The organism is Bradyrhizobium sp. SZCCHNS3016 (assembly GCF_032484535.1).
Classification (GTDB): Bacteria; Pseudomonadota; Alphaproteobacteria; order Rhizobiales; family Xanthobacteraceae; genus Bradyrhizobium.
In genome coordinates, this window is the sequence record NZ_JAUETE010000014.1 from 148295 (window position 1) to 169218 (window position 20924).

General features: G+C 65.8%; 18 protein-coding genes and 2 pseudogenes. 10 read left to right on the forward strand and 10 right to left on the reverse strand.

Going from position 1 to position 20924, the window contains the following annotated elements:
• The first annotated feature begins 19 nt into the window (after positions 1-19).
• Complete coding sequence (locus QW881_RS24955; protein WP_316159088.1) at positions 20-799, forward strand: sulfite exporter TauE/SafE family protein; 780 nt, start codon at positions 20-22, stop codon at positions 797-799.
• Positions 800-823: 24 nt separating this feature from the next.
• Here QW881_RS24955 and QW881_RS24960 read toward each other — a convergent pair whose 3' ends face one another.
• Both QW881_RS24960 and mgtA read right to left on the reverse strand, forming a co-directional pair.
• Positions 824-1753: a DMT family transporter gene (locus QW881_RS24960; protein WP_315733912.1), complete on the reverse strand. Its 930-nt coding sequence runs from the start codon at positions 1751-1753 to the stop codon at positions 824-826.
• Positions 1754-1898: 145 nt separating this feature from the next.
• Positions 1899-4457, reverse strand: coding sequence for a magnesium-translocating P-type ATPase (gene mgtA / locus QW881_RS24965; protein ID WP_316159072.1), 2559 nt, complete (start codon positions 4455-4457; stop codon positions 1899-1901).
• A gap of 130 nt (positions 4458-4587) precedes the next feature.
• On the opposite strand from mgtA, the pseudogene QW881_RS24970 reads away from it, so the two are divergent.
• The 6 genes and pseudogenes from QW881_RS24970 to QW881_RS24995 all read left to right on the forward strand — a co-directional run.
• Positions 4588-4695: pseudogene (locus tag QW881_RS24970) on the forward strand (FtsX-like permease family protein); the annotation flags it as partial.
• Positions 4694-5146: pseudogene (locus QW881_RS24975) on the forward strand (ABC transporter ATP-binding protein); the annotation flags it as partial. The pseudogenes QW881_RS24970 and QW881_RS24975, both read left to right, overlap by 2 nt.
• Positions 5147-5493: 347 nt before the next feature.
• Positions 5494-6786: an adenylosuccinate synthase gene (locus tag QW881_RS24980; RefSeq protein WP_315733910.1), complete on the forward strand. Its 1293-nt coding sequence runs from the start codon at positions 5494-5496 to the stop codon at positions 6784-6786.
• A 36-nt stretch (positions 6787-6822) separates the two neighbouring features.
• Complete coding sequence (locus QW881_RS24985; RefSeq protein WP_315757318.1) at positions 6823-8466, forward strand: hypothetical protein; 1644 nt, start codon at positions 6823-6825, stop codon at positions 8464-8466.
• A gap of 54 nt (positions 8467-8520) precedes the next feature.
• Entirely contained in the window at positions 8521-8967 is a 447-nt protein-coding gene (locus QW881_RS24990) for a DUF5413 family protein (RefSeq protein ID WP_315757317.1), read from the forward strand.
• A 48-nt stretch (positions 8968-9015) separates the two neighbouring features.
• Positions 9016-9567 (forward strand): DUF4112 domain-containing protein, encoded by a 552-nt coding sequence (locus QW881_RS24995; protein ID WP_409999005.1) that lies wholly within the window; start codon positions 9016-9018, stop codon positions 9565-9567.
• 100 nt (positions 9568-9667) lie between these two features.
• Here QW881_RS24995 and QW881_RS25000 read toward each other — a convergent pair whose 3' ends face one another.
• The 3 genes from QW881_RS25000 to msrA all read right to left on the reverse strand — a co-directional run bounded on the left by QW881_RS25000 (position 9668) and on the right by msrA (position 11568).
• Positions 9668-9952, reverse strand: coding sequence for a hypothetical protein (locus QW881_RS25000; RefSeq protein WP_315733902.1), 285 nt, complete (start codon positions 9950-9952; stop codon positions 9668-9670).
• 396 nt (positions 9953-10348) lie between these two features.
• Positions 10349-10759 carry a peptide-methionine (R)-S-oxide reductase MsrB gene (gene msrB / locus QW881_RS25005; protein ID WP_315757315.1) on the reverse strand — a complete coding sequence of 137 codons (411 nt, stop codon included), beginning with the start codon at positions 10757-10759 and terminating at the stop codon, positions 10349-10351.
• Between the two features lie 95 nt (positions 10760-10854).
• A complete protein-coding gene (msrA, locus tag QW881_RS25010) occupies positions 10855-11568 on the reverse strand; it encodes a peptide-methionine (S)-S-oxide reductase MsrA (RefSeq protein WP_409999004.1) in 714 nt (237 codons plus the stop codon).
• Between the two features lie 217 nt (positions 11569-11785).
• On the opposite strand from msrA, the gene QW881_RS25015 reads away from it, so the two are divergent.
• The 3 genes from QW881_RS25015 (at position 11786) to QW881_RS25025 (ending at position 14624) form a co-directional block, all read left to right on the forward strand.
• Positions 11786-13162, forward strand: a complete 1377-nt coding sequence (locus QW881_RS25015; RefSeq protein ID WP_315715219.1) for an IS30 family transposase — start codon at positions 11786-11788, stop codon at positions 13160-13162.
• 775 nt (positions 13163-13937) lie between these two features.
• Positions 13938-14195, forward strand: coding sequence for a hypothetical protein (locus tag QW881_RS25020; protein WP_315733898.1), 258 nt, complete (start codon positions 13938-13940; stop codon positions 14193-14195).
• Between the two features lie 177 nt (positions 14196-14372).
• Positions 14373-14624 (forward strand): hypothetical protein, encoded by a 252-nt coding sequence (locus QW881_RS25025; protein WP_315757314.1) that lies wholly within the window; start codon positions 14373-14375, stop codon positions 14622-14624.
• Between the two features lie 10 nt (positions 14625-14634).
• Here the strand turns inward: QW881_RS25025 and ppk2 are convergent, their stop codons facing one another.
• The 5 genes from ppk2 to napA all read right to left on the reverse strand — a co-directional run bounded on the left by ppk2 (position 14635) and on the right by napA (position 20922).
• Entirely contained in the window at positions 14635-15762 is a 1128-nt protein-coding gene (gene ppk2 / locus QW881_RS25030) for a polyphosphate kinase 2 (RefSeq protein WP_315757313.1), read from the reverse strand.
• A 146-nt stretch (positions 15763-15908) separates the two neighbouring features.
• Positions 15909-17018, reverse strand: coding sequence for an ATP-dependent RecD-like DNA helicase (locus QW881_RS25035; RefSeq protein WP_315733892.1), 1110 nt, complete (start codon positions 17016-17018; stop codon positions 15909-15911).
• A 264-nt stretch (positions 17019-17282) separates the two neighbouring features.
• Entirely contained in the window at positions 17283-17945 is a 663-nt protein-coding gene (locus tag QW881_RS25040) for a NapC/NirT family cytochrome c (RefSeq protein WP_315757312.1), read from the reverse strand.
• A complete protein-coding gene (locus tag QW881_RS25045) occupies positions 17942-18412 on the reverse strand; it encodes a nitrate reductase cytochrome c-type subunit (protein ID WP_315757311.1) in 471 nt (156 codons plus the stop codon). The genes QW881_RS25040 and QW881_RS25045 overlap by 4 nt, the downstream gene beginning before the upstream one ends.
• Positions 18413-18417: 5 nt before the next feature.
• Positions 18418-20922, reverse strand: coding sequence for a nitrate reductase catalytic subunit NapA (gene napA, locus QW881_RS25050; protein WP_315757310.1), 2505 nt, complete (start codon positions 20920-20922; stop codon positions 18418-18420).
• Positions 20923-20924: the final 2 nt, after the last annotated feature.

Here is a 20924-nt window from a genome sequence, read left to right on the forward strand (position 1 = left end):
GAATGGCCAGGTCAAGATGATGAGGGCCGTTGATCTCATTGGTGGCCTCGCCACAGGTCTGATCGGCGGCTTCACGTCGGGGCTGCTCGGAGTCACGCCCGGCGGCGGCTTGGTCGTATTTGGAGTGCTGCTGCTCGGGGCCGAGCAGCACGTTGCGCAGGGACTCTCACTGATAGCGCAGATCCCGCCGACCAGCCTGGCCGGGATCAAGCGCTATTGGGACGGCGGCAGCCGGGTGCCTCTGCCCTTGCTGCTCTGGCTGGGGCTCGGGTTCGTGGTGGGCGGCGCACTCGGCGCGCTAATTGCCAATTGGGCTGCCGCGTCGTTCCTGCAATGGGCTTACGTGGTCTACCTGCTGCTGCTCGACGCCCTGCTGCTGCGACGGTCCTCTGCCAAGGATCGCAGCGAGGCGGCAAAGAGCGCTGCTGACCCGCATGGAACTGCGCTGCTGCTGGTAGGCTGTTCGGCCGGACTGTCGTCCGGTTTTCTCGGTATCGGCGGCGGACTTGCAACCGTGGTTGGCTTGAGTGCGGTGCTCGGTATGGCCCAGCATCGTGCTCAGATGATCAGTCTGGCTCTGACGCTGGTCCCCACGACGATTCCGGCGGCCTGGGTCTATTGGGATCACGGCGCCTTGCCGTCCTGGTCCACGCTGGCCGCTGTGCTCGTCGGACTGGCAGTCGGAACAGATCTTGGCGCCCGCCTTGCTTCCCGCGTGTCGCCGGCGCGGCTCCGGATCCTGCTGATAGGCTTCGTGTCGCTGATGGCACTCTGCATGGCGCTCAAGGCGATGAGATGAGACCTTGGCTGTAGCGTGACCGCCTCACGTCGCCTGTTTTCGCGACGCCACGAACACGCCGGCCAGCACCAGGACGAAGCCGATCACGTGAAAGATCTGCGGCTGCTCGCCGAGGAACACGAAGGCCATGATCGAGCCGAACACCGGGACCACGTGAAAGAACGGCGCGGCGCGATTGGCGCCGATCAGGAGCACGCCGCGATTGAAGCAGAGATAGGCGATCGTCGAAGGAAAGATCGCGACGTAGAGCAGCGACAACAGGTTCTGCGCGTCGAGCGCCATGACCGGTCGCGCGTTGAGTTCCCAGATCAGCAGCGGAATGAGGCTGGCTGCGCCGCAACCGAAGGTGAAGGCGACCATCGACAGGCCGTGGATCTGCGGCCGCTTGATCGTCAGCACCGAGTAGAAGCCGAACACCGCCATCGCGAGCAGGAAGATCAGATCCCCTCTGTTGAAGCTGATGTCGGCCAGCGCGGTGGGGTGACCGCGCGTCAGGATGAGCAGCACGCCCACGAGCGACAGCACGATGCCGATGGCCTGCGCCAGGGTCAGGTGCACGCGCAACAGCAGCATCGACCAAATTGCCACGATCAGCGGACCAGCCGACTGCAGCAGCAGGGTGTTGAGTGCCTGCGTATATTCGAGCGACCAGTATTGCAGCGTGTTGAAGGCACCGATGCCCGTCACGGACAACGCGATCATGATGCCGAGCCGCGACCGGATCGCGGGCCAGTCCTGGCGCAGCTGTTTCCAGGCGAGCGGCAGGATCAGCAGGAAGGCGAGCGACCAGCGCAGGAACGACAATGTCACCGGCGGGATGTGGCCGGCGGCAAGCCGCCCGACGATCGAGTTGCCGGCCCAGCACAGCGCCGTGATGCTGAGCAGCACATAGGGCTGGTTGGCGATCCAGGCGCGCGCGGGCGCGGCGGACGCGGTGGGATCGGCAGCGGACATGCGGCGGAGTTGGCCCCGGTTCGATGCGCCGCGGCGCGCGGCCAGGATGTCCGGCCGCCGTTCCTCCCGGCGCTTTCGACAGACACCAATTGCAGCTGCCTATCAAGAGGGCAGATGCATCGCGACCATGCAGCGATGGTCGTCGTCAAGATCGCGCACGAGCGTGTCCCCGGTGCGGTCTCCGCGGTCCGGATCGCACCGCGAGCGATTTGAGGCCCTCCGCACTGACCAGATAGGCGACGACGAGGCCGGCGATGGCAGCCAAGACGGCGAGGGGCGGTGCAACGAAGCCGAACCATGCGCCGGCCGGTGTGAAGGGCACGACCAGTGCGACGGCGAGCGCAGTGAGCGACGACGCCGTCAGCATCGAATCCGCCCGGTTGCTCCATGGCCGCCCATTGGTCCGGATGATGAAGATGACGAGAATCTGGGTTGCCATCGATTCGAGGAACCATGCAGTGCGGAACTCATCGGGCGTCGCATGGAACAAATACAGCAGCGCGCCGAAGGTGAGAAAGTCGAACAGGGACGACAGGGGCCCCATGATCGCGGCAAAGCGCATGAGCCGCTTCATGTCCCAGCGCTGCGGCCGCGCGGTCGCCTGCCGGCTCACGCGGTCGAACGGAATGCCGAGCTCGGAGAGATCGTAGAGCAGATTGTTGAGCAGGATCTGCGTCGGCAGCATCGGCAGGAACGGAAGCACCATCGATGCGGCGGCCATCGACAGCATGTTGCCGACATTCGAGCTCGCGCCCATTCGGACATACTTCAGGATGTTGGCGAAGGTGCGTCGGCCTTCTTCAACGCCGTTGGCGACGACGTCGAGATCAGAGGCGAGCAGGATGATGTCGGCGGCCGATTGGGCGACGCCGGTGGCGCCTTCGACGGACAGGCCGATGTCGGCGGCCTTCAGCGCCGGCGCATCGTTGATGCCGTCCCCGAGGAAGCCAACGATCTCGCCGGAGGCCTGCAGCGCCTTGACGATGCGCGATTTCTGGTCGGGCGCCAGACGGCCGAACGCATCGGCCGAGTGCACCTGCACCGCGAGCGCGTCGTCGCTGAGCTCGGCGATGTCGCTGCCGGACAGCACGCGATCCGCCTTCAGACCGACCAGGCCGGCCAGCCGCTTGACCACGACGGGATCGTCGCCGGAGAGGATCTTCAGCGCGATGCCGGCGCGGGCAAGCTGCGCGATCGCAGCCGCCGCGGTCGGCTTGGGCGGATCGGCGAACGCGCACAGCCCTTCGAAGATCAGTTCCTGCTCGTCGTCGGTTTCGATCTCGCGCGGCGCGCCGTTCCACGGCCGTGACGCGATCGCGACCGTGCGCAAGCCCTCGCGTGCGAGCGCGTGAACGCGCTCGTACATCTCGGTGCGGCCGTTGTCGTCGAGCGGCGCGAACGTGCCGCCATGCCGCTGCTGCGTGCACAACTCGATTACCGCCTCAGGCGCGCCCTTTACGATCAGGATCCGATCCTGGCCGCGGATCGCCAGCACCGAGCCGAGCCGGCGCGAGAAGTCGAAGGTCTGCTGGCCGCCCAAGGACCATCCCTCGGCCGCATGATTGGCGCCTGCGACGAGCGCGCAATCGAGCGAGCCGCGATCACCGCCGAGTGCGGCCGCGATCGCGCCGAGCTCCGCAGCTCGCGGATGGTCGGTGCCGTCGGGCGCGACGCTGCGGGCGAGCGTGATCTTTGCGGATGTCAGCGTTCCCGTCTTGTCGGTGCACAGCACCGACATCGCGCCGAGATCATGAATCGCCGCGAGCCGCTTCACGATCACCTTGCGCTTGGCCATGCGCAGCGCGCCGCGCGACAGTGTCACCGTCGTGATCATCGGCAGCAGCTCGGGCGTCAATCCGACCGCGAGCGCGACCGAGAACAACAGCGAGTCGAGCACATCGCGTCCGAATACGACGCGAACCGTGAGCACGATCACGACCAGGGCCAGCGTAAGCCGCGCGATGACGAGGCCGAATTCATGCAGGTCGCGTTCGAACGGCGTGCGCGCCTGCCCCTCGGCGAGCGCCGCGGCGGCGGCGCCGAACATCGTGTTCGGTCCAGTGTTGACGACGATGGCGACGGCCTCTCCGGTCTGCGCCACCGAGCCGCGGAACAGCGCATTCGACGTGTCGTTCTCATCGGTCGGAATGCCGGCCTGTTTCGTCACGGGATAGGGCTCTCCCGTGAGCGCCGCCTCGCCGGCCGTGAACGCCTTGCTTTCGATGATCAGCGCATCGGCAGGAACGATGTCGCCCGCGCGTACGCGCAGGATGTCTCCGGGAACGACCGCCTCGACGTCGATCTGGCGATAGGCGCCATCCCGCTTGACCTCGGCCTTCAAGGCGACGGAGCGGCGGAGCTCCTCGGCCGCCTTGACGGCATGTCCCTCCTGAACCGTGTCGAGGCCGATCGACAGCGTCAGGATGAGAACGATGATGGCGCCGCCGATCACGTCTCCCGTCACCATCGAGATGATGCCCGCCACCAGCAGGATCAGCGACAGCGGCTCGAGCAGGCGGCGGAGCACGGCGCGCAACGGACCCACGACGTGCGAGGGCGCATCGGCGTTGTGGCCGTAGCGTTGCAGCCGCTGCTCGGCGTCGCCCGCGCCGAGACCGTTCAGGTCGCAGCCGAGCGTCGCGCCCGCCTGCGCGGGCGACAGGCGCCAAAATTGGTGCGGGCCGGAGGTCGTCTCAGTGCTCACGCGGGCCTGTCCAGGTTGGTGGATGACTGGTCGTGGTCATCATGGCTGATTTGCATGAAGCTCTCTGGGCGGCGGTTGACCTAGCGCAACATCCCGCTGCCGTGATGGCCTCGGTTGCCGCATGTGCCGCATCGCGGCGGTGCTGATCGTCTCGGTGATCCAGCGCTCCAAGGAGATCGGGATCCTGCGTGCGATGGGCACCTCGCGCGGACAGATTCTGCGTGTGCTTCTGCTGCAGTGACACCGAGCTCACCCATCTGCGCGGCCATACCATCCGCTTCATCTCTCAGTCTCATCTCCTGATCCTTGCCTTCACGGCCAAGGAGAACGTGATGATGCCGCTGCTGGTCGATCGCGGCTTCCCGGGCCCCGAGATCGAGGCGCAGGCGTCGACGCTGCTCGACCAGGTCGGGCTGGCGAAATTCGCCGACCATCTCGCGAGCAACATGTCGGGCGGCCAGCAGCAGCGCGTCGCGGTGGCGCGGGCGCTGGCGATGAACCCCGATCTGGTGCTGGCGGACGAGCCGACCGGCAACCTCGACGCCAAGTCGGCCGAGGCGGTCTTTGGCCTGACGCGCGAGGTCAATCGGGAGGTCGGCACGAGCTTCCTGCTCGTCACCCACAACCTTGATCTGGCACGGCGCTGCGATCGCATCATCGAGGTTGTCGACGGCCGCATCCAGAGCTGAGAGCGCGCCGCTTCGATCGTAGATTCGCCGCCGTTCGGGTGCTCAATGGAACCGCCCGGGTCGATGCGCCGCCAGAAGCGTACGGCCGGGTCGCCCGATCCGCAGCCGGGGCGGCATGAAATTTTGGGGCTTATCAAAGGCTTGGTGGCGCTCTTGTGTGCTCCGAAGGCCCGTTCTCGCTTGCCTAGCCCGGCGGCTTCCTTTATCCGGTGGGTCGCCTCGCAAGCGAGCGGTCCCGGCCGCGATTTGGGCTGGGCGCATGGTTGGCCAGGCTGGCCCCTCATCGGAAGCGATTTCGTCCGAACCGATCGTGCTGTTTTGGATCTTGGCAGAGGAAAGAGCTGCGAATGGCTAACGTGGTCGTCGTCGGCGCCCAATGGGGTGACGAGGGGAAGGGCAAGATCGTCGACTGGCTGTCGGAGCAGGCCGACATCGTCGTGCGCTTCCAGGGCGGCCACAATGCCGGCCATACCCTCGTCATCAACGGCGCGACCTACAAGCTGGCGCTGCTGCCGTCCGGCGTGCTGCGCACCGGCAAACTGTCGGTGATCGGCAATGGCGTCGTGTTCGATCCGCAGGCCTTCCTCGACGAGGTCGGCAAGCTCCAGTCGCAGGGCGTCGCCATCAGCCCGGACAATCTGCGCGTTGCCGAGAACGTCACGCTGATCCTGCCGCTGCACCGCGAACTCGACGCGCTGCGCGAGTCCGCGAGCGCGGCGACCGCGATCGGCACCACCCGCCGCGGCATCGGCCCGGCCTATGAGGACAAGGTCGGCCGCCGCGCGATCCGCCTGATGGACCTCGCCGATCTCGATACGCTGCCGCACAAGATCGATCGGCTGCTCGCGCACCACAATGCGCTCCGCCGCGGCCTCGGCCTCGAGCCGATCGACGGCCAGCAGATCCTGCGCGAGCTGACGGCCTTTGCGCCGAAGCTGCTGCCCTATGCGGAGACGGTCTGGCGTCTGCTCGACATCAAGCGCCGCGAAGGCAAGCGGATGTTGTTCGAGGGCGCGCAGGGCGCGCTGCTCGACGTCGATCACGGCACCTATCCCTACGTGACCTCGTCCAACACGGTCGCGGCGCAGGCGGCCACGGGCGCGGGCCTCGGGCCGGGCGCGATCGGCTATGTGCTCGGCCTGTGCAAGGCCTACACGACCCGGGTCGGGCAGGGGCCGTTTCCCACCGAGCAGGACAACGAGACCGGCCGCAAGATCGGCGAGCGTGGCCGCGAATTCGGAACGAATACCGGCCGGCCGCGTCGTTGCGGCTGGTTCGATGCGGTCCTGGTCCGCCAGGCGGTGCGGACCTGCGGCATTAACGGTCTTGCGCTGACCAAGCTGGACATTCTCGATGGTTTCGACACCATCGATGTCTGTACCGGCTACAGGCTGGACGGCAAGGAGATCGATCATTTCCCGGCAGGTGAGGGCGCGCAGGCTCGGGTCGAACCGATCTACGAGACCATCGAAGGCTGGAAGCAGCCGACCGCAAACGCGCGCTCCTGGGCCGATCTGCCGGCACAGGCCATCAAATACGTCCGGCGGATCGAGGAACTGGTGGGTTGCCCGATCGCGCTGCTTTCCACCAGCCCCGAACGCGAGGATACTATTCTGGTCCAGAATCCCTTCGAGGCGTGACGGGACCCGACAGCTGAGCGCGCGAATTGAGTTGATATGGCCGACTACTACCCGCTGATAGCCCGTGCCATTGCCGGATTGGACCCCAACGCTCCCGGGGAAAGCCGGCGTGCGCTTTACGAGCGGGCGCGGGCGGCCTTGATCGCACAGTTGCGCAGCGTCCAGCCGCCGCTGAGCGAATCCGAGATCACGCGCGAGCGGCTGTCGCTCGAGGAGGCCGTGCGCAAGGTCGAGGCGGAAGCGGCCCAGCGCGCCCGCGAGGCACAGCGGGCGTCGAGCGGCGCGGCCCGCCCAGGTGATGCGCTCCGGCGGGCCGGTGCGCGCAATTCGGATGCTCCGGCCTCGCCCGCGGCTCAGCCGGCTCCAGACCAGGCCGCCACGACCGCCCCGCGGCCACGACCGGCGGCCCCGGCCGCTGCCCGGGCCGAGCGGCCGCCGCTCGGCGGCGAGACGGCCGAGCCGCGTCCGGCGCGCAATCCGCGACCGGAAGCGCCGCCGGCTGCCGCTGGTGCACCCGCTGTGCCGCCGCGGCCCCAGCCGCCTCAAACGCCTCCACAGGATGGGGCGGCGCCTCCAGTGCGCGAACGTCCGGCGGCCGCCCGCCGCGGTGCTCAGGACAACGGCAATCCGGCAACGCCGCCCGCCATGCGCGGCTTCCGCGACATCACCGCTGATGTCGACGATCTCGGCAAGGCCACTGCCCAGGCCAACCGTGCGGCGCGCAAGACCTACGCCAACGTTCCGACCACCGATCTCGATCGGCTCGAGGGCGACGACGATGACCGGCCGCCGCTGCCCGAGGCGCCATACTCCTATGACGAGTCGGTCCAGGAGGCCGAGCGCTACGCGCTGCCTGCCACCTCGACCCGCCAGCGCGGCGCCGCGCCGGATCGCGAGGGCAAGAAGAAGTCGGAGCGCAGCGGCTCGACCTTTCCGTTCAAGGCGGCCATCGCCGCAGGGATCGTGCTGATCCTGATCGGCGCCGGAATTCTGTGGGGCCGGCCGCTGGTTGGGATGGTCAATGGCCTGTTCAAATCTTCCTCGACGGTCGAGGCGCCCAAGGACACCGGCACGCCGCTGAGCAAGCCGAAGATCACCGACCGTGTCGGGCAGTCGCCGTCCTCGGACCAGATCGCGCCGGTCGCGCAACGCGTCGTGCTCTATGACGAGGATCCAGCCGATCCGAAGGGCAAGCAATATATCGGCTCGGTGGTCTGGCGCACCGAGCAGATCAAGGCGACGGGGACGCAGAAGGCCGACATCGCCGTGCGCGCCGACATCGAGATTCCCGATCGCAAGTTCAAGATGACGATGTCGTTCCGCCGCAACACCGACACGTCGCTGCCGGCGAGCCACACCGCGGAACTGACCTTCATCTTGCCGCAGGATTTCTCTGGCGGCGGCGTCGGCAACGTGCCGGGGATCCTGATGAAATCCAACGAGCAGGCGCGCGGGACGCCGCTGGCCGGCCTCGCAGTGAAGGTCACCGACGGCTTCTTCCTGGTCGGCCTGTCCAATGTCGACGCCGACCGGACCCGCAACGTGCAGCTCCTGAAGGAGCGCTCCTGGTTCGACGTTCCGCTGGTCTACAGCAATCAGCGCCGGGCCATCATCGCGATCGAGAAGGGCGCGCCGGGCGAGCGCGCCTTCAACGACGCCTTCGCGCTGTGGGGTGACTGAGCAGTCCGCACGCGCCTCGCGCGTTGGGCGAATCGGCGAGGCAGGAGATTGGGCATGAAGCGATATCTCATCTTCGTTGCCGTGGGTCCGGCGCTGGGCGGTTTCGCGCTGCTTCTGGTCACGACCTACATGTCCGGCTATTGGACCAACACCAATCCCGGCGAAGTGGCCAAGCTGTTCAAGGTCTTCGTCACCTCGCTGCAATACAGCTACCTGTTCGGTTTCCTGCCGGCACTGATGATGTGCGCGATCGACGACATCCTGTTCCACGTCAGGCGCATCGGACCGACCCTGCGGATGCTGCTGGTGGGCGGCATCGCCTTCCTGCTCGCCGGCTTCAACTACGCTTCGCACGGCTCCGAATACGGTGCCCTGCAATGGGTCCTTTACGGACTGGTCGGCTTCATTCCCGCGACGGTGTCGTCGTGGCTGGTGCACAAATTCGTCGACGAAACCCCGCCCGAAGCCCCGGCGGCTCAGCCCAGCAAGCACAGCGCGTGACGGCGTGACGCAACTTGCGCCCTGCTGCCGCGTTTCTATGTGATGGGTATGCAAGAGCAGATGACCCCCTCGCCCCGCCGCGCCTCCGGACGCGCCTCGCAGGCACGCTTCAATGCCAATGAGGCGCGCGGACCGATCATCGACCAGGACGGACGTGAGATCCCGCAGGGATCCTTCCAGTCCTCGTTCCATGGCGCCTTCGTCGGCCCGGGCGGCGTGCGCTTCGATTTCAGCACCGCCAATCCATTCGGCAATCTGACCCGTGAGCAGCGCATCGCGCGGCTGGAGGCGGTGGCGAAGCTGCTCGACGTCGCCTTCGTCCTGCCCGGCACCAACATCCGCTATGGCATCGACGGCATCATCGGCCTGATCCCTGTGGTCGGTGACCTCATCGCGACCGCGCTGTCGCTGTGGCTGGTGCGCGAGGCCCGTGCGCTGGGTGCGCCGTGGCACGTCATCACCCGGATGCTCGGCAATGTCGCGGTCGAGGGGGTGATCGGCATGGTGCCGGTGGCGGGCGACGCCTTCGACGTGCTGTTCCGCGCCAATATGCGCAACGCCAAGATCTTGCGGCGGTGGCTCGATACCCAGCCGCGTTGACGCGCCGCGAGACCGGGCCAAAAGCCGCACAAACCGACCCCCATAAAAAAACTGCCCCGCACAAGGCGGGGCAGGGTGTTGGAGAATGGTCTGGCAGCCGTCAGGCTGCATCGGCGTCCGGCGCCTTGTCGACCACCCGGCGCGGCAGCGGGAACGCCTCGCTCTCATACAGGGTGCGGATGCCGTTCTGGTCGAACCGGGCTTCCTCGACCTGCAGGTAGGCGCCATTCAGCGAATCCGCAGGCAACTCCTCCATGGCAAAGCGCACGGCTTCAGCCGCGGTGCCGAACCGCCGATAGGCAAACCCCGCTCGCTTCTTCTTGCGGATGGCGGCGGGAAACAGTTCGGCAGAGGTGTTGAAGTTGAACGGACGCAGTGGACGCATGGTCTGAGACCTCTTCTTGTCGGCTGGAAGCGCTGACGCGAGCTTTCAAAACATTCAGCTTGGCGATGACGCCAGCGATTGCGGGGGTGGAGGGCGGGATTTGCCGCTCCAGGCGGCCCGGCCCTGCATAGTCAGTTACGACCCCTAATATAGGCCGATTTGGCAGAAATGCGAATCCTGCACGCTCACATCGTAAATCCGGCCTGGTTCGGGCCGCGCTGAAATGTCCTCTTTTTTCAATAGTTTAATCGATCTGCAACTTGTGAATGCAGGAGAGCCCGATCTGCACGGCTAAAATCTCACCCCTGACGGCCGGTTTTGGCCGCCCACGCCTCGCCGGCCGCCAGCCCACCGGCCCCATTACCGTCCGTAACGGAACCGGGGCCGATGGTGACGTTAGCGCGGCTTCAACTTCAGGGCCGCGGAATTGATGCAATAGCGCAGGCCGGTCGGCCCCGGACCGTCGGGAAAGACATGGCCGAGATGGCCCGAGCATTTCGAGCACAGCACCTCGGTGCGGACCATGCCGTGGGTATAGTCGGTCTCCTCGTCGACGTGGCTCTCCGTCGCCGGCTGGGTGAAGCTCGGCCAGCCGCAGCCGGAGTCGAATTTGGCGTCGGACTCGAACAGGGTCTGGCCGCAGCCGGCACACACATAGGTCCCGGCGCGATGCTCATGCTCGTATTCGCCCGAGAACGGGCGCTCGGTCGCCTTCTCGCGCAGCACGGCGTACTGCATCGGCGTCAGCTCCTTGCGCCATTCCGCCTCGCTCTTGATGACCTTGTCGTCGGTCTTGGTGTCGCTCATCTTTTTTCCTCCGGCGGACCCAGACTCGTCCGCCCCTGTCATTGCGCTGATCGGCCACCGTCGCGGCCTCAAAGTCGTGGCGACAGGTCGTCGCCTCAGTTCGTCGCTTTGGCCTCGCCGACCAGCGTCGGCTTCTCGATGTAGTTCTCCGCGAAGATCTTCTTCAGGTTCTCGATCTTCGGCAGGTCATTATAGGCAATATAGGGCTGGCTCGGGTGCAGCGTCAGATAGTCCTGGTGATAGGCCTCGGCTGGATAGAATGCCTCGAGCTTGCCGATCTTGGTGACGATCGGCTTGCCGAACACCTTGGCCTTGTCGAGCTGGGCGACATAGGCCTCCGCGACCTTCCTCTGCGCCTCCGAGGTGGTGAAGATCGCCGAGCGATATTGCGGGCCTGAGTCCGGGCCCTGGCGGTTCAACTGGGTCGGATCGTGCACGACCGAAAAGAAGATCTGCAGGATCTTGCCGTAGGAGATCTTCTTCGGGTCGTATTTGATCTGGACCGATTCCGCATGGCCCGTCGTGCCGCTCGACACCGTGCGGTAGTCGGCCGTGGCCTTGGTGCCGCCGGCATAGCCGGACACCGCGCTGACCACGCCCGCCGTGTGCTGGTAGACGCCCTGGACGCCCCAGAAGCAGCCGCCGGCGACCACGGCGGTTTCCAGCCCGTCGGAGGCCGGCTGATCCTGGGCCGGCGGCGGGATCACGACGGCCACCTCGGCGGCGTGCAGCGGCTGCCAGGCCAGGATGCCGGCCGCCATGGCACCGAGCGCGGCTGTCTTGACGAAAAGGGAGCGGGTGAGGCGCATCTTTGGATCCTCGCTAGGGGTGGCTTGTCGTCTCGCCAGCCGGAAACACTGGCCCGGTCCGGCCTCTGCTGCAAGATACGTCGGTGCTCGGCCGGCGTTACGGGGGACGCGACACGACTGCGTGAACGGCCGGGGTGGCGCGAGGCGTGCACAATTGCGCACTGGGCGCCGGGGGTGGATTCAATTGGTCGTCGCAACACTCGATGAGGAGGTTGCGATGGGCATTCGAAAGAAACGGTCAACGCGGGGCAAGCTGGGATCATTGGGGCGCCCACCAGTTGCGGGGCGTGCGGAACAGCAGAAATTTTGGCGTGGGATTGCCGCTGGATTGAACAGCGAGAATGCTGCGCTGGCTGCTGGATTATCGGATGCTGTCGGCCCCCGATTATTTCGAAAAGCGGGCGGCGTGGCACCGGCAATGTTCCGACCTTCAGCGAAGCCGCTCTCCGGACGGCACCTCTCCTTTTCTGAGCGCGAAGAGATTGCGCTGCTGAATGCGCAGCGCCATTCTGTACGAGAGATAGCACGGCGCCTCAATCGGTCTCCCTCGACCATCTCCCGTGAACTCGATCGCAATGCAGCCACGCACGGCGGCAAGATGGCCTATCGGGCGACGGCCGCCCAGTGGCATGCAGATCGATCGGCCCGGCGTCCTAAGCCGAGCAAGCTTGCAAGCAACGCCGCCTTGCGCGCTTATGTTGAAGAGCGGCTTGCAGGGTTTGTCGCGCCTCCAGGCGGCGTTCGGCGGAAGGCCGGTCGTGCGGGCTCTAGCCAGGATCAGGGGTGGACGAAAGCGTGGAGTCCCGAGCAGATTGCCCGGCGCTTGCCGATCGACTTCCCGGATGACGAGGCGATGCGCATCAGCCACGAAGCCATTTACCAGGCGCTTTTTGTTCAGGGCCGAGGAGCGCTGAAACGCGAGTTGTCGTCCTGTTTGCGAACGGGACGTGCGCTGCGCGTGCCCCGAGCGCGTACGCGGAAGCGCAGCAAAGGCTTCATATCGCCGGAGATCATGATCAGTGAGCGTCCGGCCGAAGTCGCGGATCGAGCTGTGCCGGGACATTGGGAAGGAGATCTGATCGTCGGCTCCGCCAGCTCGGCAATCGGCACGCTGGTCGAACGCAGCACGCGGTTTACAATGCTCCTACACCTTCCACGGTTGCCGGGGTTTGACGACGGCCCACGTACGAAGGATGGGCCTGCGCTCTCCGGACACGGAGCTGAAGCGGTACGCGATGCGATCACGCGCACCATCGTCACCTTGCCCAAAGAACTCCGCCGCTCGCTAACCTGGGATCAGGGGACCGAAATGGCTCAACACAGTGACCTCAAGATCGATACAGACCTTCAGATCTACTTCTGCGATCCAAGAAGCCCCTGGCAACGTGGCACGAACGAGAACACGAATGGCCTGCTGCGGCAGTACTTCCCGAAAGGTACCGATCTGAGCGTCTACGATGCTGACGAGATCGCCGCCGTGGCCGCAGCGCTCAATTCCCGACCGAGAAAGACGCTAGGATGGAAAACTCCAGCAGAGGCGCTTGACGAGCTGCTGTCACGAATGAAAACACTTGGTGTTGCGACCACCGCTTGAGCCCGCCGGGAACGACACTGTGAGTTGTGGCGGGAGCGTTCCAGACATGGCGATCTATTCTCGCGGCTCGAATGGCCCGAGGGATGCCGGTTCATCGGCCCTCCGGAAGCGGAGGGCGCAGGGAAGGCCGGACCTCGGCTGAGGCCCGTGGCCCGCCTGCGGAAAAAATGCAGGCGGCAGGTACCACAGGTTCAGCCAGACAGATCCGGCCTTCCCCGCGCGATGGTGTTAACGCTTATACGTGCTCTCCTCGGGGACCGGCTGTCTTGCCCCCGTCGCCGGCGGATCATCACCACCAGCTTGGCCTCAGCGTCGGGAGGCCAGGACCACACGCTTTCGCCGTCCGCGCCATGCCGTTCGTCCGCAGGCGCTTCGCCCGCTGCAACATGTCGCGTCCATCGCATTTCGCTGCCAACGTCCGTGACGATCGCGATACGTCCCCTGCCGTGCAACGAAACGCGGGCATCATAAGCCTGATTTGGGCAAACCGCGAAACGATTTATGTTTTTCAGAAGACCTTGACAGCTTCTGTCGTCGTTGGCCGATTTGCCCGACGGGCCATCTAATCCGCAAGCTCACGATGACATCACACTTCGTCGATCTTCGAACCATGATGTGGTTCAGGTCTCGTGGTCGTGATGCCCGCGCGGCGGAGACGGCGCGAATATTTCGTTCTCTCTGCGGTCAATACAGAGGCGGACGCGTCTCGATCGTCAGACCCCTGGCCAGACATCGAGTGCGCGTTCTCCGCATCTTGAGAACCTGGAGAACAATCATGACATCCTGGAAATCAAAGGCGGCAGCGGTGCTGCTGTCGATGGCGACTGCCGCGCCGGCATCGGCGCAGGGCTGGTTCTACGGCGAGCAGGAGCCGGGGGCGTTTCAGGCGATGTATCCCGATCGCGACGTGCTCAACGGCGGCGCACTGACGCCGGCGGGACGAATGGGCCTGGTGCGCGCCTCCGGCGCGGCGCCCGCGTTTCCGCCGTCCGCTCATCTCCGCCCGTATGATCGGCTGCCGCAGCGGCGATGACGGGTCGCCTGGAAGGCGTCCTACGATCTGCTGCCCGGACAGCGGCTGCAGCGCTACGTCTGAGAGATGGGCGCGATCACGAACGGCCGTCGGCTCGCGCGGTCGTGATTGGGATGCCGCTTTCGCCTGCCTACATCATCGCCTGCGCGAATTGGTGCGCGACAGGGAAGACCAATCATGATCGCATTCAGGAGCCTGGCGGCAGCTCTGCTGATGTCGCCACTGGCGGCCACCGCGGCATCGGCCCAATTCTCCGAGCCGGCGGCCTATGCGGCCATGCATCCCGACCGCGATGTGCTCAATGGCGGCGCGCTGACGCCGGCGGCGCAGGCGGAGCTGGCCCGCCGTGGCACGCCGGCCTTTCCGAATGCAAATGCAGCGATGCCGCCGGCCGATCCCGTGAGGGCGCATCGGCGTCATCGGCGCTGAGCGCGTCGCCTCAGCTCGCGTGCTCCTCGCGCTCGTGGATGACGCTGGCGCGGCCGACGATGAGATCGTCGACCTGCCCGATGCGCGAGACGTCCTTGCCTGCATAGGGCAGGGAGTGCAACACGCAGCGCATCGCGTTCAGCCGCGCGCGCTTCTTGTCGTCGGACTTGATCACGGTCCACGGACAGTCGGCGGTGTCGGTGGAGAAGAACATCGCCTCCTTGGCGCGGGTGTAGTCGTTCCATTTGTCGAGCGAGGCGGTGTCGATCGGCGACAGCTTCCACTGCTTGAGCGGATGCGCCTCGCGCTCCTTGAAGCGGCGGCGCTGCTCCTCGCGGCTGACCGAGAACCAGAACTTGATGAGATGCATGCCGCTGCGCACGAGATTGCGCTCGAACTCCGGCACCTGGCGCAGGAACTCGTCATATTCGGCCTGCGAGCAGAAGCCCATCACGCGTTCGACGCCGGCGCGGTTGTACCATGAGCGATCGAACAGCACGATCTCGCCCGCGGTCGGCAGGTGCTCGACATAGCGCTGAAAATACCATTGGCCGCGCTCGACGTCGCTCGGCTTGTCCAGCGCGACGACGCGGGCGCCGCGCGGATTGAGATGCTCCATGAAGCGCTTGATGGTGCCGCCCTTGCCGGCGGCATCGCGGCCCTCGAACAGCAGCACCAGGCGCTGCCGCGCATCCTTCATCCAGTTCTGCAGCTTGAGCAGCTCGGTCTGCAGGATGAATTTCTGTTCCTCATAGTCCTTGCGGTACATGCGGAATTTGTAGGGGTAGCCGCCCTGGCGCCAGTTGTCGGCGAGCTCGTCGGAGGTGTGACGCTTGTCGGGCTTGGCCTTGCCCTCGATCAGCGCCTTCATCAGCTTGGCATCGTCGGGCGCGGCACCATCCAGCATCGCCTTGACCGGCGCAGAGTTGGCGTCGAGGGCCGGCGGTCCGTTGAGCACGGTCTCGAACGCCGACAGCCCGGTGATCTGCGCGGCCTGCATCTGTTCGTCGACCAGCGACTGCGCGATCGGATCGAGCCTGGCGGCGGACTGCCGGCGCGCGACGCGCGCGGTGGCGGCTGCGCGCTTCATGCGTTGGCCATTGGAGGCCTTGCCCTTCGTGGTCCTGGACTTTGCCATGCGATCCCGCCGCCTGCTGCTGGATTAACAGAGATGTGAATCGATCTCTATCCGCCAAGGACCCTGCGTCAGGTTGACGTGGATCAACCGGCCGCAGGCGGGTACCAGCGAGGCGGGCGAAATCGCCTCGCGCGGTAAAGCCGGCGTTACACCACGATCGACAGCCGCTTCGCGGCCCGTGTGATTCCGGTGTAGAGCCAGCGGGCGCGGCTCTCCTGGAAGGCAAAGCTCTCGTCGAACAGCACCACGTCATCCCATTGCGAGCCCTGTGACTTGTGCACGGTCAGCACGTAGCCGTAGTCGAACTCGTCGTAAGGCTTGCGCTGCTCCCACGGGATGTCCTCGATGCCGCCGCCGAAGCATTCGCCGCGCACCGAGACTTTCGTTACCTTGCGTCCGAGATCCTCGTCGGGCGCGACCCGCATCGTCACGATCTTGGATTTCGAGGTCGCGCGCGACTTCACCCGCCATAGCCCGCCATTGAACAGGCCCTTCTTGCGGTTGTTGCGCAGGCAGACCAGCTTGTCGCCGGCGACGGGGAGGGCGTCCTCGATGTCGAGGCGCTGCCGAAAGCGGTTGTTGTAGGCGCGGCGGGTGGCGTTGCGGCCGACCAGCACCTGGTCGGCCTCCATGACGCGCGACGGATCGAGCTCGCGGCGCTCGACCACCTCGCTCTCGCCGTAGCGGCCGATGTCGAGCGTGTTGCCTTCGCGCACGTCCATCGACATCCGCACGATCGGATCGTCCTTGGCCTGGCGATGCACCTCGGTGAGCATCACGTCGGGCTCGCTCTCGGTGAAGAAGCCGCCGCCCTTGACCGGCGGCAGCTGCGCGGGATCGCCGAGCACCAGCAACGGGCAGTCGAAGGACAGGAGATCACGGCCGAGATCGGCGTCGACCATCGAGCATTCGTCGATGATGATCAGTTTGGCCTTGGACGCCGGCGCGTCGTCCCACAATTCGAAGTTCGGCTGCTCCTCGCCGCTCTCCTGCGCGCGATAGATCAGCGAGTGGATGGTGGAGGCATTGTCGCAGCCCTTGCTGCGCATCACCAGCGCCGCCTTGCCGGTGAAGGCCGCGAACTTGACCTCGCCGTCGACGTCTTCGGCGATGTGGCGGGCCAGCGTGGTCTTGCCGGTTCCGGCATAGCCGAACAGCCGGAACACCTGCGGCGTGCCGTTCTTGCCTGGCTTGGCTTTCAGCCAGTCGCCGACGGCCTTGAGGGCGGAATCCTGATGCGGGGAGAAGGTGGTCATGGCTCAACGAAATGGAGCCGCGCGGCGACTCGGGGACATTCCGTGAACCTAAGGGCTGACGGGGAGAGATCAAGCGCTCGATGTGAATGGGTCCACGCCTCCCCCGCTTGCGGGGGAGGTCGCATCGCATCGGAAGATGCGATGCGGGTGGGGGAACGCTCCGGCGGGTCTGCCCGTGTGGCGCCCCCACCCCAGCCCTCCCCCGCAAGCGGGGGAGGGGCGCAGCGTGCCTGCGGCGATCGCTCGTTCCCCTCCAGAAGAAGCCTACTGCCAGCCCGGGACGCCGCGCATGTCCGGCAGATGGTGCGCGATGCCCTTATGGCAGTCGATGCAGGTCTTCTCGCCGGTGAAGAGGAAGCGCTGGTGCGCTTCGACGGCGCGCGGCGACTGCTTGGTGATGTCCATCGACTGCGCGCTGTGGCAGTTGCGGCATTCGAGCGAATCATTGGCCTTGAAGCGCGCCCATTCGTGCAAGGCCAGCTCCAGCCTGCGGTCGGTGAACTTCTCGCGGGTGTTGATCGAGCCGAACAGATGGCCCCAGACCTCCTTGGAGGCCTGCATCTTGCGCGCGATCTTGTCGGTCCAGTTGTGCGGCACATGGCAGTCCGGGCAGCTGGCGCGCACGCCGGAGCGGTTGGAGAAGTGGATCGTCGACTTCAGCTCGGCGAACACGTTGTCGCGCATCTCGTGACAGCCGGTGCAGAACTTCTCGGTGTTGGTGATCTCCAGCGCCGTGTTGAAGCCGCCCCAGAAGATGACGCCGGCGAGGAAGCCCGCCAGTACCAGCACGCCGAGCCCGAACACGGAGCTCGGCTTCAGCAGCACGTCGATGAGGTCGAGAATGAACTGCCAGGCGCGGCGGACAAGGCCGAGCCGCTTCTCGGGGACGGGCGCTCTGGCGCCCTCCGGGATGTCGGCGCTGCTCATCGCTTGCCACCCGGCCTGTCGTGCGCCAGCAGCGTGTCGATGTCGACGAAGTCGTTGCTGACAGGCGGATTGGCGACGCTCTGCGGCACATGGCACTGGGTGCAGAAGAAGCGGCGCGGTGACACCGAGGCCAGGAACTGGCCGTCGCGATCCATGAAGTGGGTGATCGACAGCATCGGCGCCTTCGACTCCGCCGTGCGCGCCCGGGCGTGGCAGGACAGGCATTTGTTGCCCTGCATGTCGACCTGATAGCCGTCGATGGCATGCGGAATCACCGGCGGCTGCTCCGGATAGTTGCGCACCTCCTTCTCGGCGGTGTTCTTCATCGGCTGCATCGGCGGTGCCGGACCCTCGTCGTTGAGCGGCGCCGGGCCGCGCAGCGAGGACGACACGCTCTGGGCGAGCAGGGCGCTCGATCCGGCCGCAACGCTGGCCGCGATCAGCATGACAGCAATTTTTCTCATCATGATCGTCACACCCGCTCGATGCGCACGGCGCATTTCTTGTAGTCGGTCTGCAGCGAGATCGGATCGGTGGCGTCGAGCGTCACCTTGTTGATCAGCTTCGACTCGTCGAACCACGGCACGAACACGAGCCCGCGCGGCGGCTTGTCGCGGCCGCGGGTCTCGACGCGGGCGCGGATGAAGCCGCGCCGCGAGGCGACCTTGACCTCGTCGCCGCGCCGCAGGTTGGCTTCCTGCGCATCGTCCGGATGCATGAAGCAGACGGCTTCGGGGAAGGCCTTGTAGAGCTCGGGCACGCGGCGCGTCATCGTGCCGGAATGCCAATGCTCGACCACGCGGCCCGTCGACAGCCAGAACGGGTAGTCCTTGTCGGGCGATTCCGCCGGCGGCTCGTAGGGCAAAGCGAAGATGCGAGCCTTGCCGTCGGGGAAGCCGTAGAACTGCACGCCGGTGCCGGCCTTGACGTAAGGATCGGAGCCCTCGCGGAAGCGCCAGCGCGTCTCCTTGCCATCGACCACCGGCCAACGCAGGCCGCGCTCCCGGTGATAGGCCTCGAACGGCGCCAGGTCATGGCCATGGCCGCGGCCGAAGGAGGCGTATTCCTCGAACAGGCCCTTGTGGACGTAGAAGCCGAACGCCTTGGATTCGTCGTTGGCATAGCCCGGCTCGATCTGGTCGAGCGGAAACTTGTCGACCTGGCCGTTCCTGTAGAGCACGTCGAACAGCGTCTTGCCGCGATATTCCGGCTTCTTGGCGATCAGCTCCTCGGGCCAGACCTCCTCGATCTTGAAGCGCCTGGAGAACTCCATCAACTGCCAGAGATCCGAGCGTGCCTCGCCGGGCGCCGACACGAGCTGGTGCCAGAACTGGGTGCGGCGCTCGGCATTGCCATAGGCGCCTTCCTTCTCCACCCACATCGCGGTCGGCAGGATCAGGTCGGCGGCGAGCGCGGTCACCGACGGATAGGCGTCGGAGACGACGATGAAATTGTCGGGGTTGCGGAAGCCCGGATAGGTCTCCTCGTTCGCGTTCGGGCCGGCCTGCAGATTGTTGTTGACCTGTACCCAATAGGCGTTGAGCAGGCCGTCCTTCAGCATCCGGCTCTGCAGCACGGCGTGATAGCCGGGCTTGTCGGGGATCGTGCCCTCCGGCAACTGCCAGATGTCCTCGGCCTTGGTGCGATGCTCCTTGTTGGTGACCACCATGTCGGCGGGCAGGCGGTGCGAAAAGGTGCCGACCTCGCGCGCTGTGCCGCAGGCCGAGGGCTGGCCGGTCAGCGAGAACGGGCTGTTGCCGGGCTCGCTGATCTTTCCCGTCAGGAGATGGATGTTGTAGACGAGGTTGTTGCACCAGACGCCGCGGGTGTGCTGGTTGAAGCCCATGGTCCAGAACGAAACCACTTTCGTCTTCGGATCGGCATAGAGCTCGGCCAGCGCCTCCAGCCGGTTCAGCGGCACGCCGGACATCTCGGCGGCCTTCTCCAGCGTGTAGTCGGAGACGAACTTGGCATAATCGTCGAAGCTGATGTCGGTGGCATCGTTGGCCTTAGCGGCACCCGTCGCCTTCTTCTGCAGCGGATGCTCCGGGCGCAGGCCGTAGCCGATGTCGGTCTGGCCCTTCTTGAACACCGTATGCGCCTGGACGAACTCCTTGTTGACGCGGCCGGTCTTGATGATGTGGTTGGCGATCGCGTTGAGGAGATAGAGATCGGTCTGCGGCTTGAACACCATGCCGATGTCGGCGAGGTCGAACGAGCGGTGCTCGAAGGTCGAGAGCACGGCGACCTTGACATGCGGCGCCGACAGCCGCCGATCGGTGACGCGGCTCCACAGGATCGGATGCATCTCCGCCATGTTGGAGCCCCACAGCACGAACGCGTCGGTGGCCTCGATGTCGTCGTAGCAGCCGGGCGGCTCGTCGATGCCGAAGGTGCGCATCATGCCGGCGACGGCCGAGGCCATGCAGTGCCGCGCATTGGGATCGATGTTATTGGAGCGGAAGCCGGCCTTGAACAGTTTCGAGGCCGCATAGCCTTCCCAGATCGTCCACTGTCCGGAGCCGAACATGCCGACGCCGGAAGGCCCGCGCTTCTTCAGCGCGTCCTTGTACTTCGCAGCCATGACGTCGAAGGCTTCGTCCCAGGAGACGGGGGTGAACTCGCCGTTCTTGTCGTACTTGCCGTTCGTCTTGCGCAGCATCGGATGCGTCAGGCGGTCATGGCCGTACATGATCTTCGAGAGGAAGTAGCCCTTGACGCAGTTCAGGCCGCGATTGACCTCGGCCTTGATGTCGCCATGGGTGGCGACGACGCGGTTGTCCTTGGTCGCGACCATCACGCTGCAGCCGGTGCCGCAGAAGCGGCAGGCGGCCTTGTCCCATTTCAACTCGGAGGCTTCGCGCTCGGTGACGAGGTTTGCGGCGAGCGAGGCGCTCGGCATGCCGGCGGCGGCCGCGGCAATCGCGGCGGCCTCCAGCTTCAGCATCTGGCGGCGATCGATCTTCATGTCGGTCATTG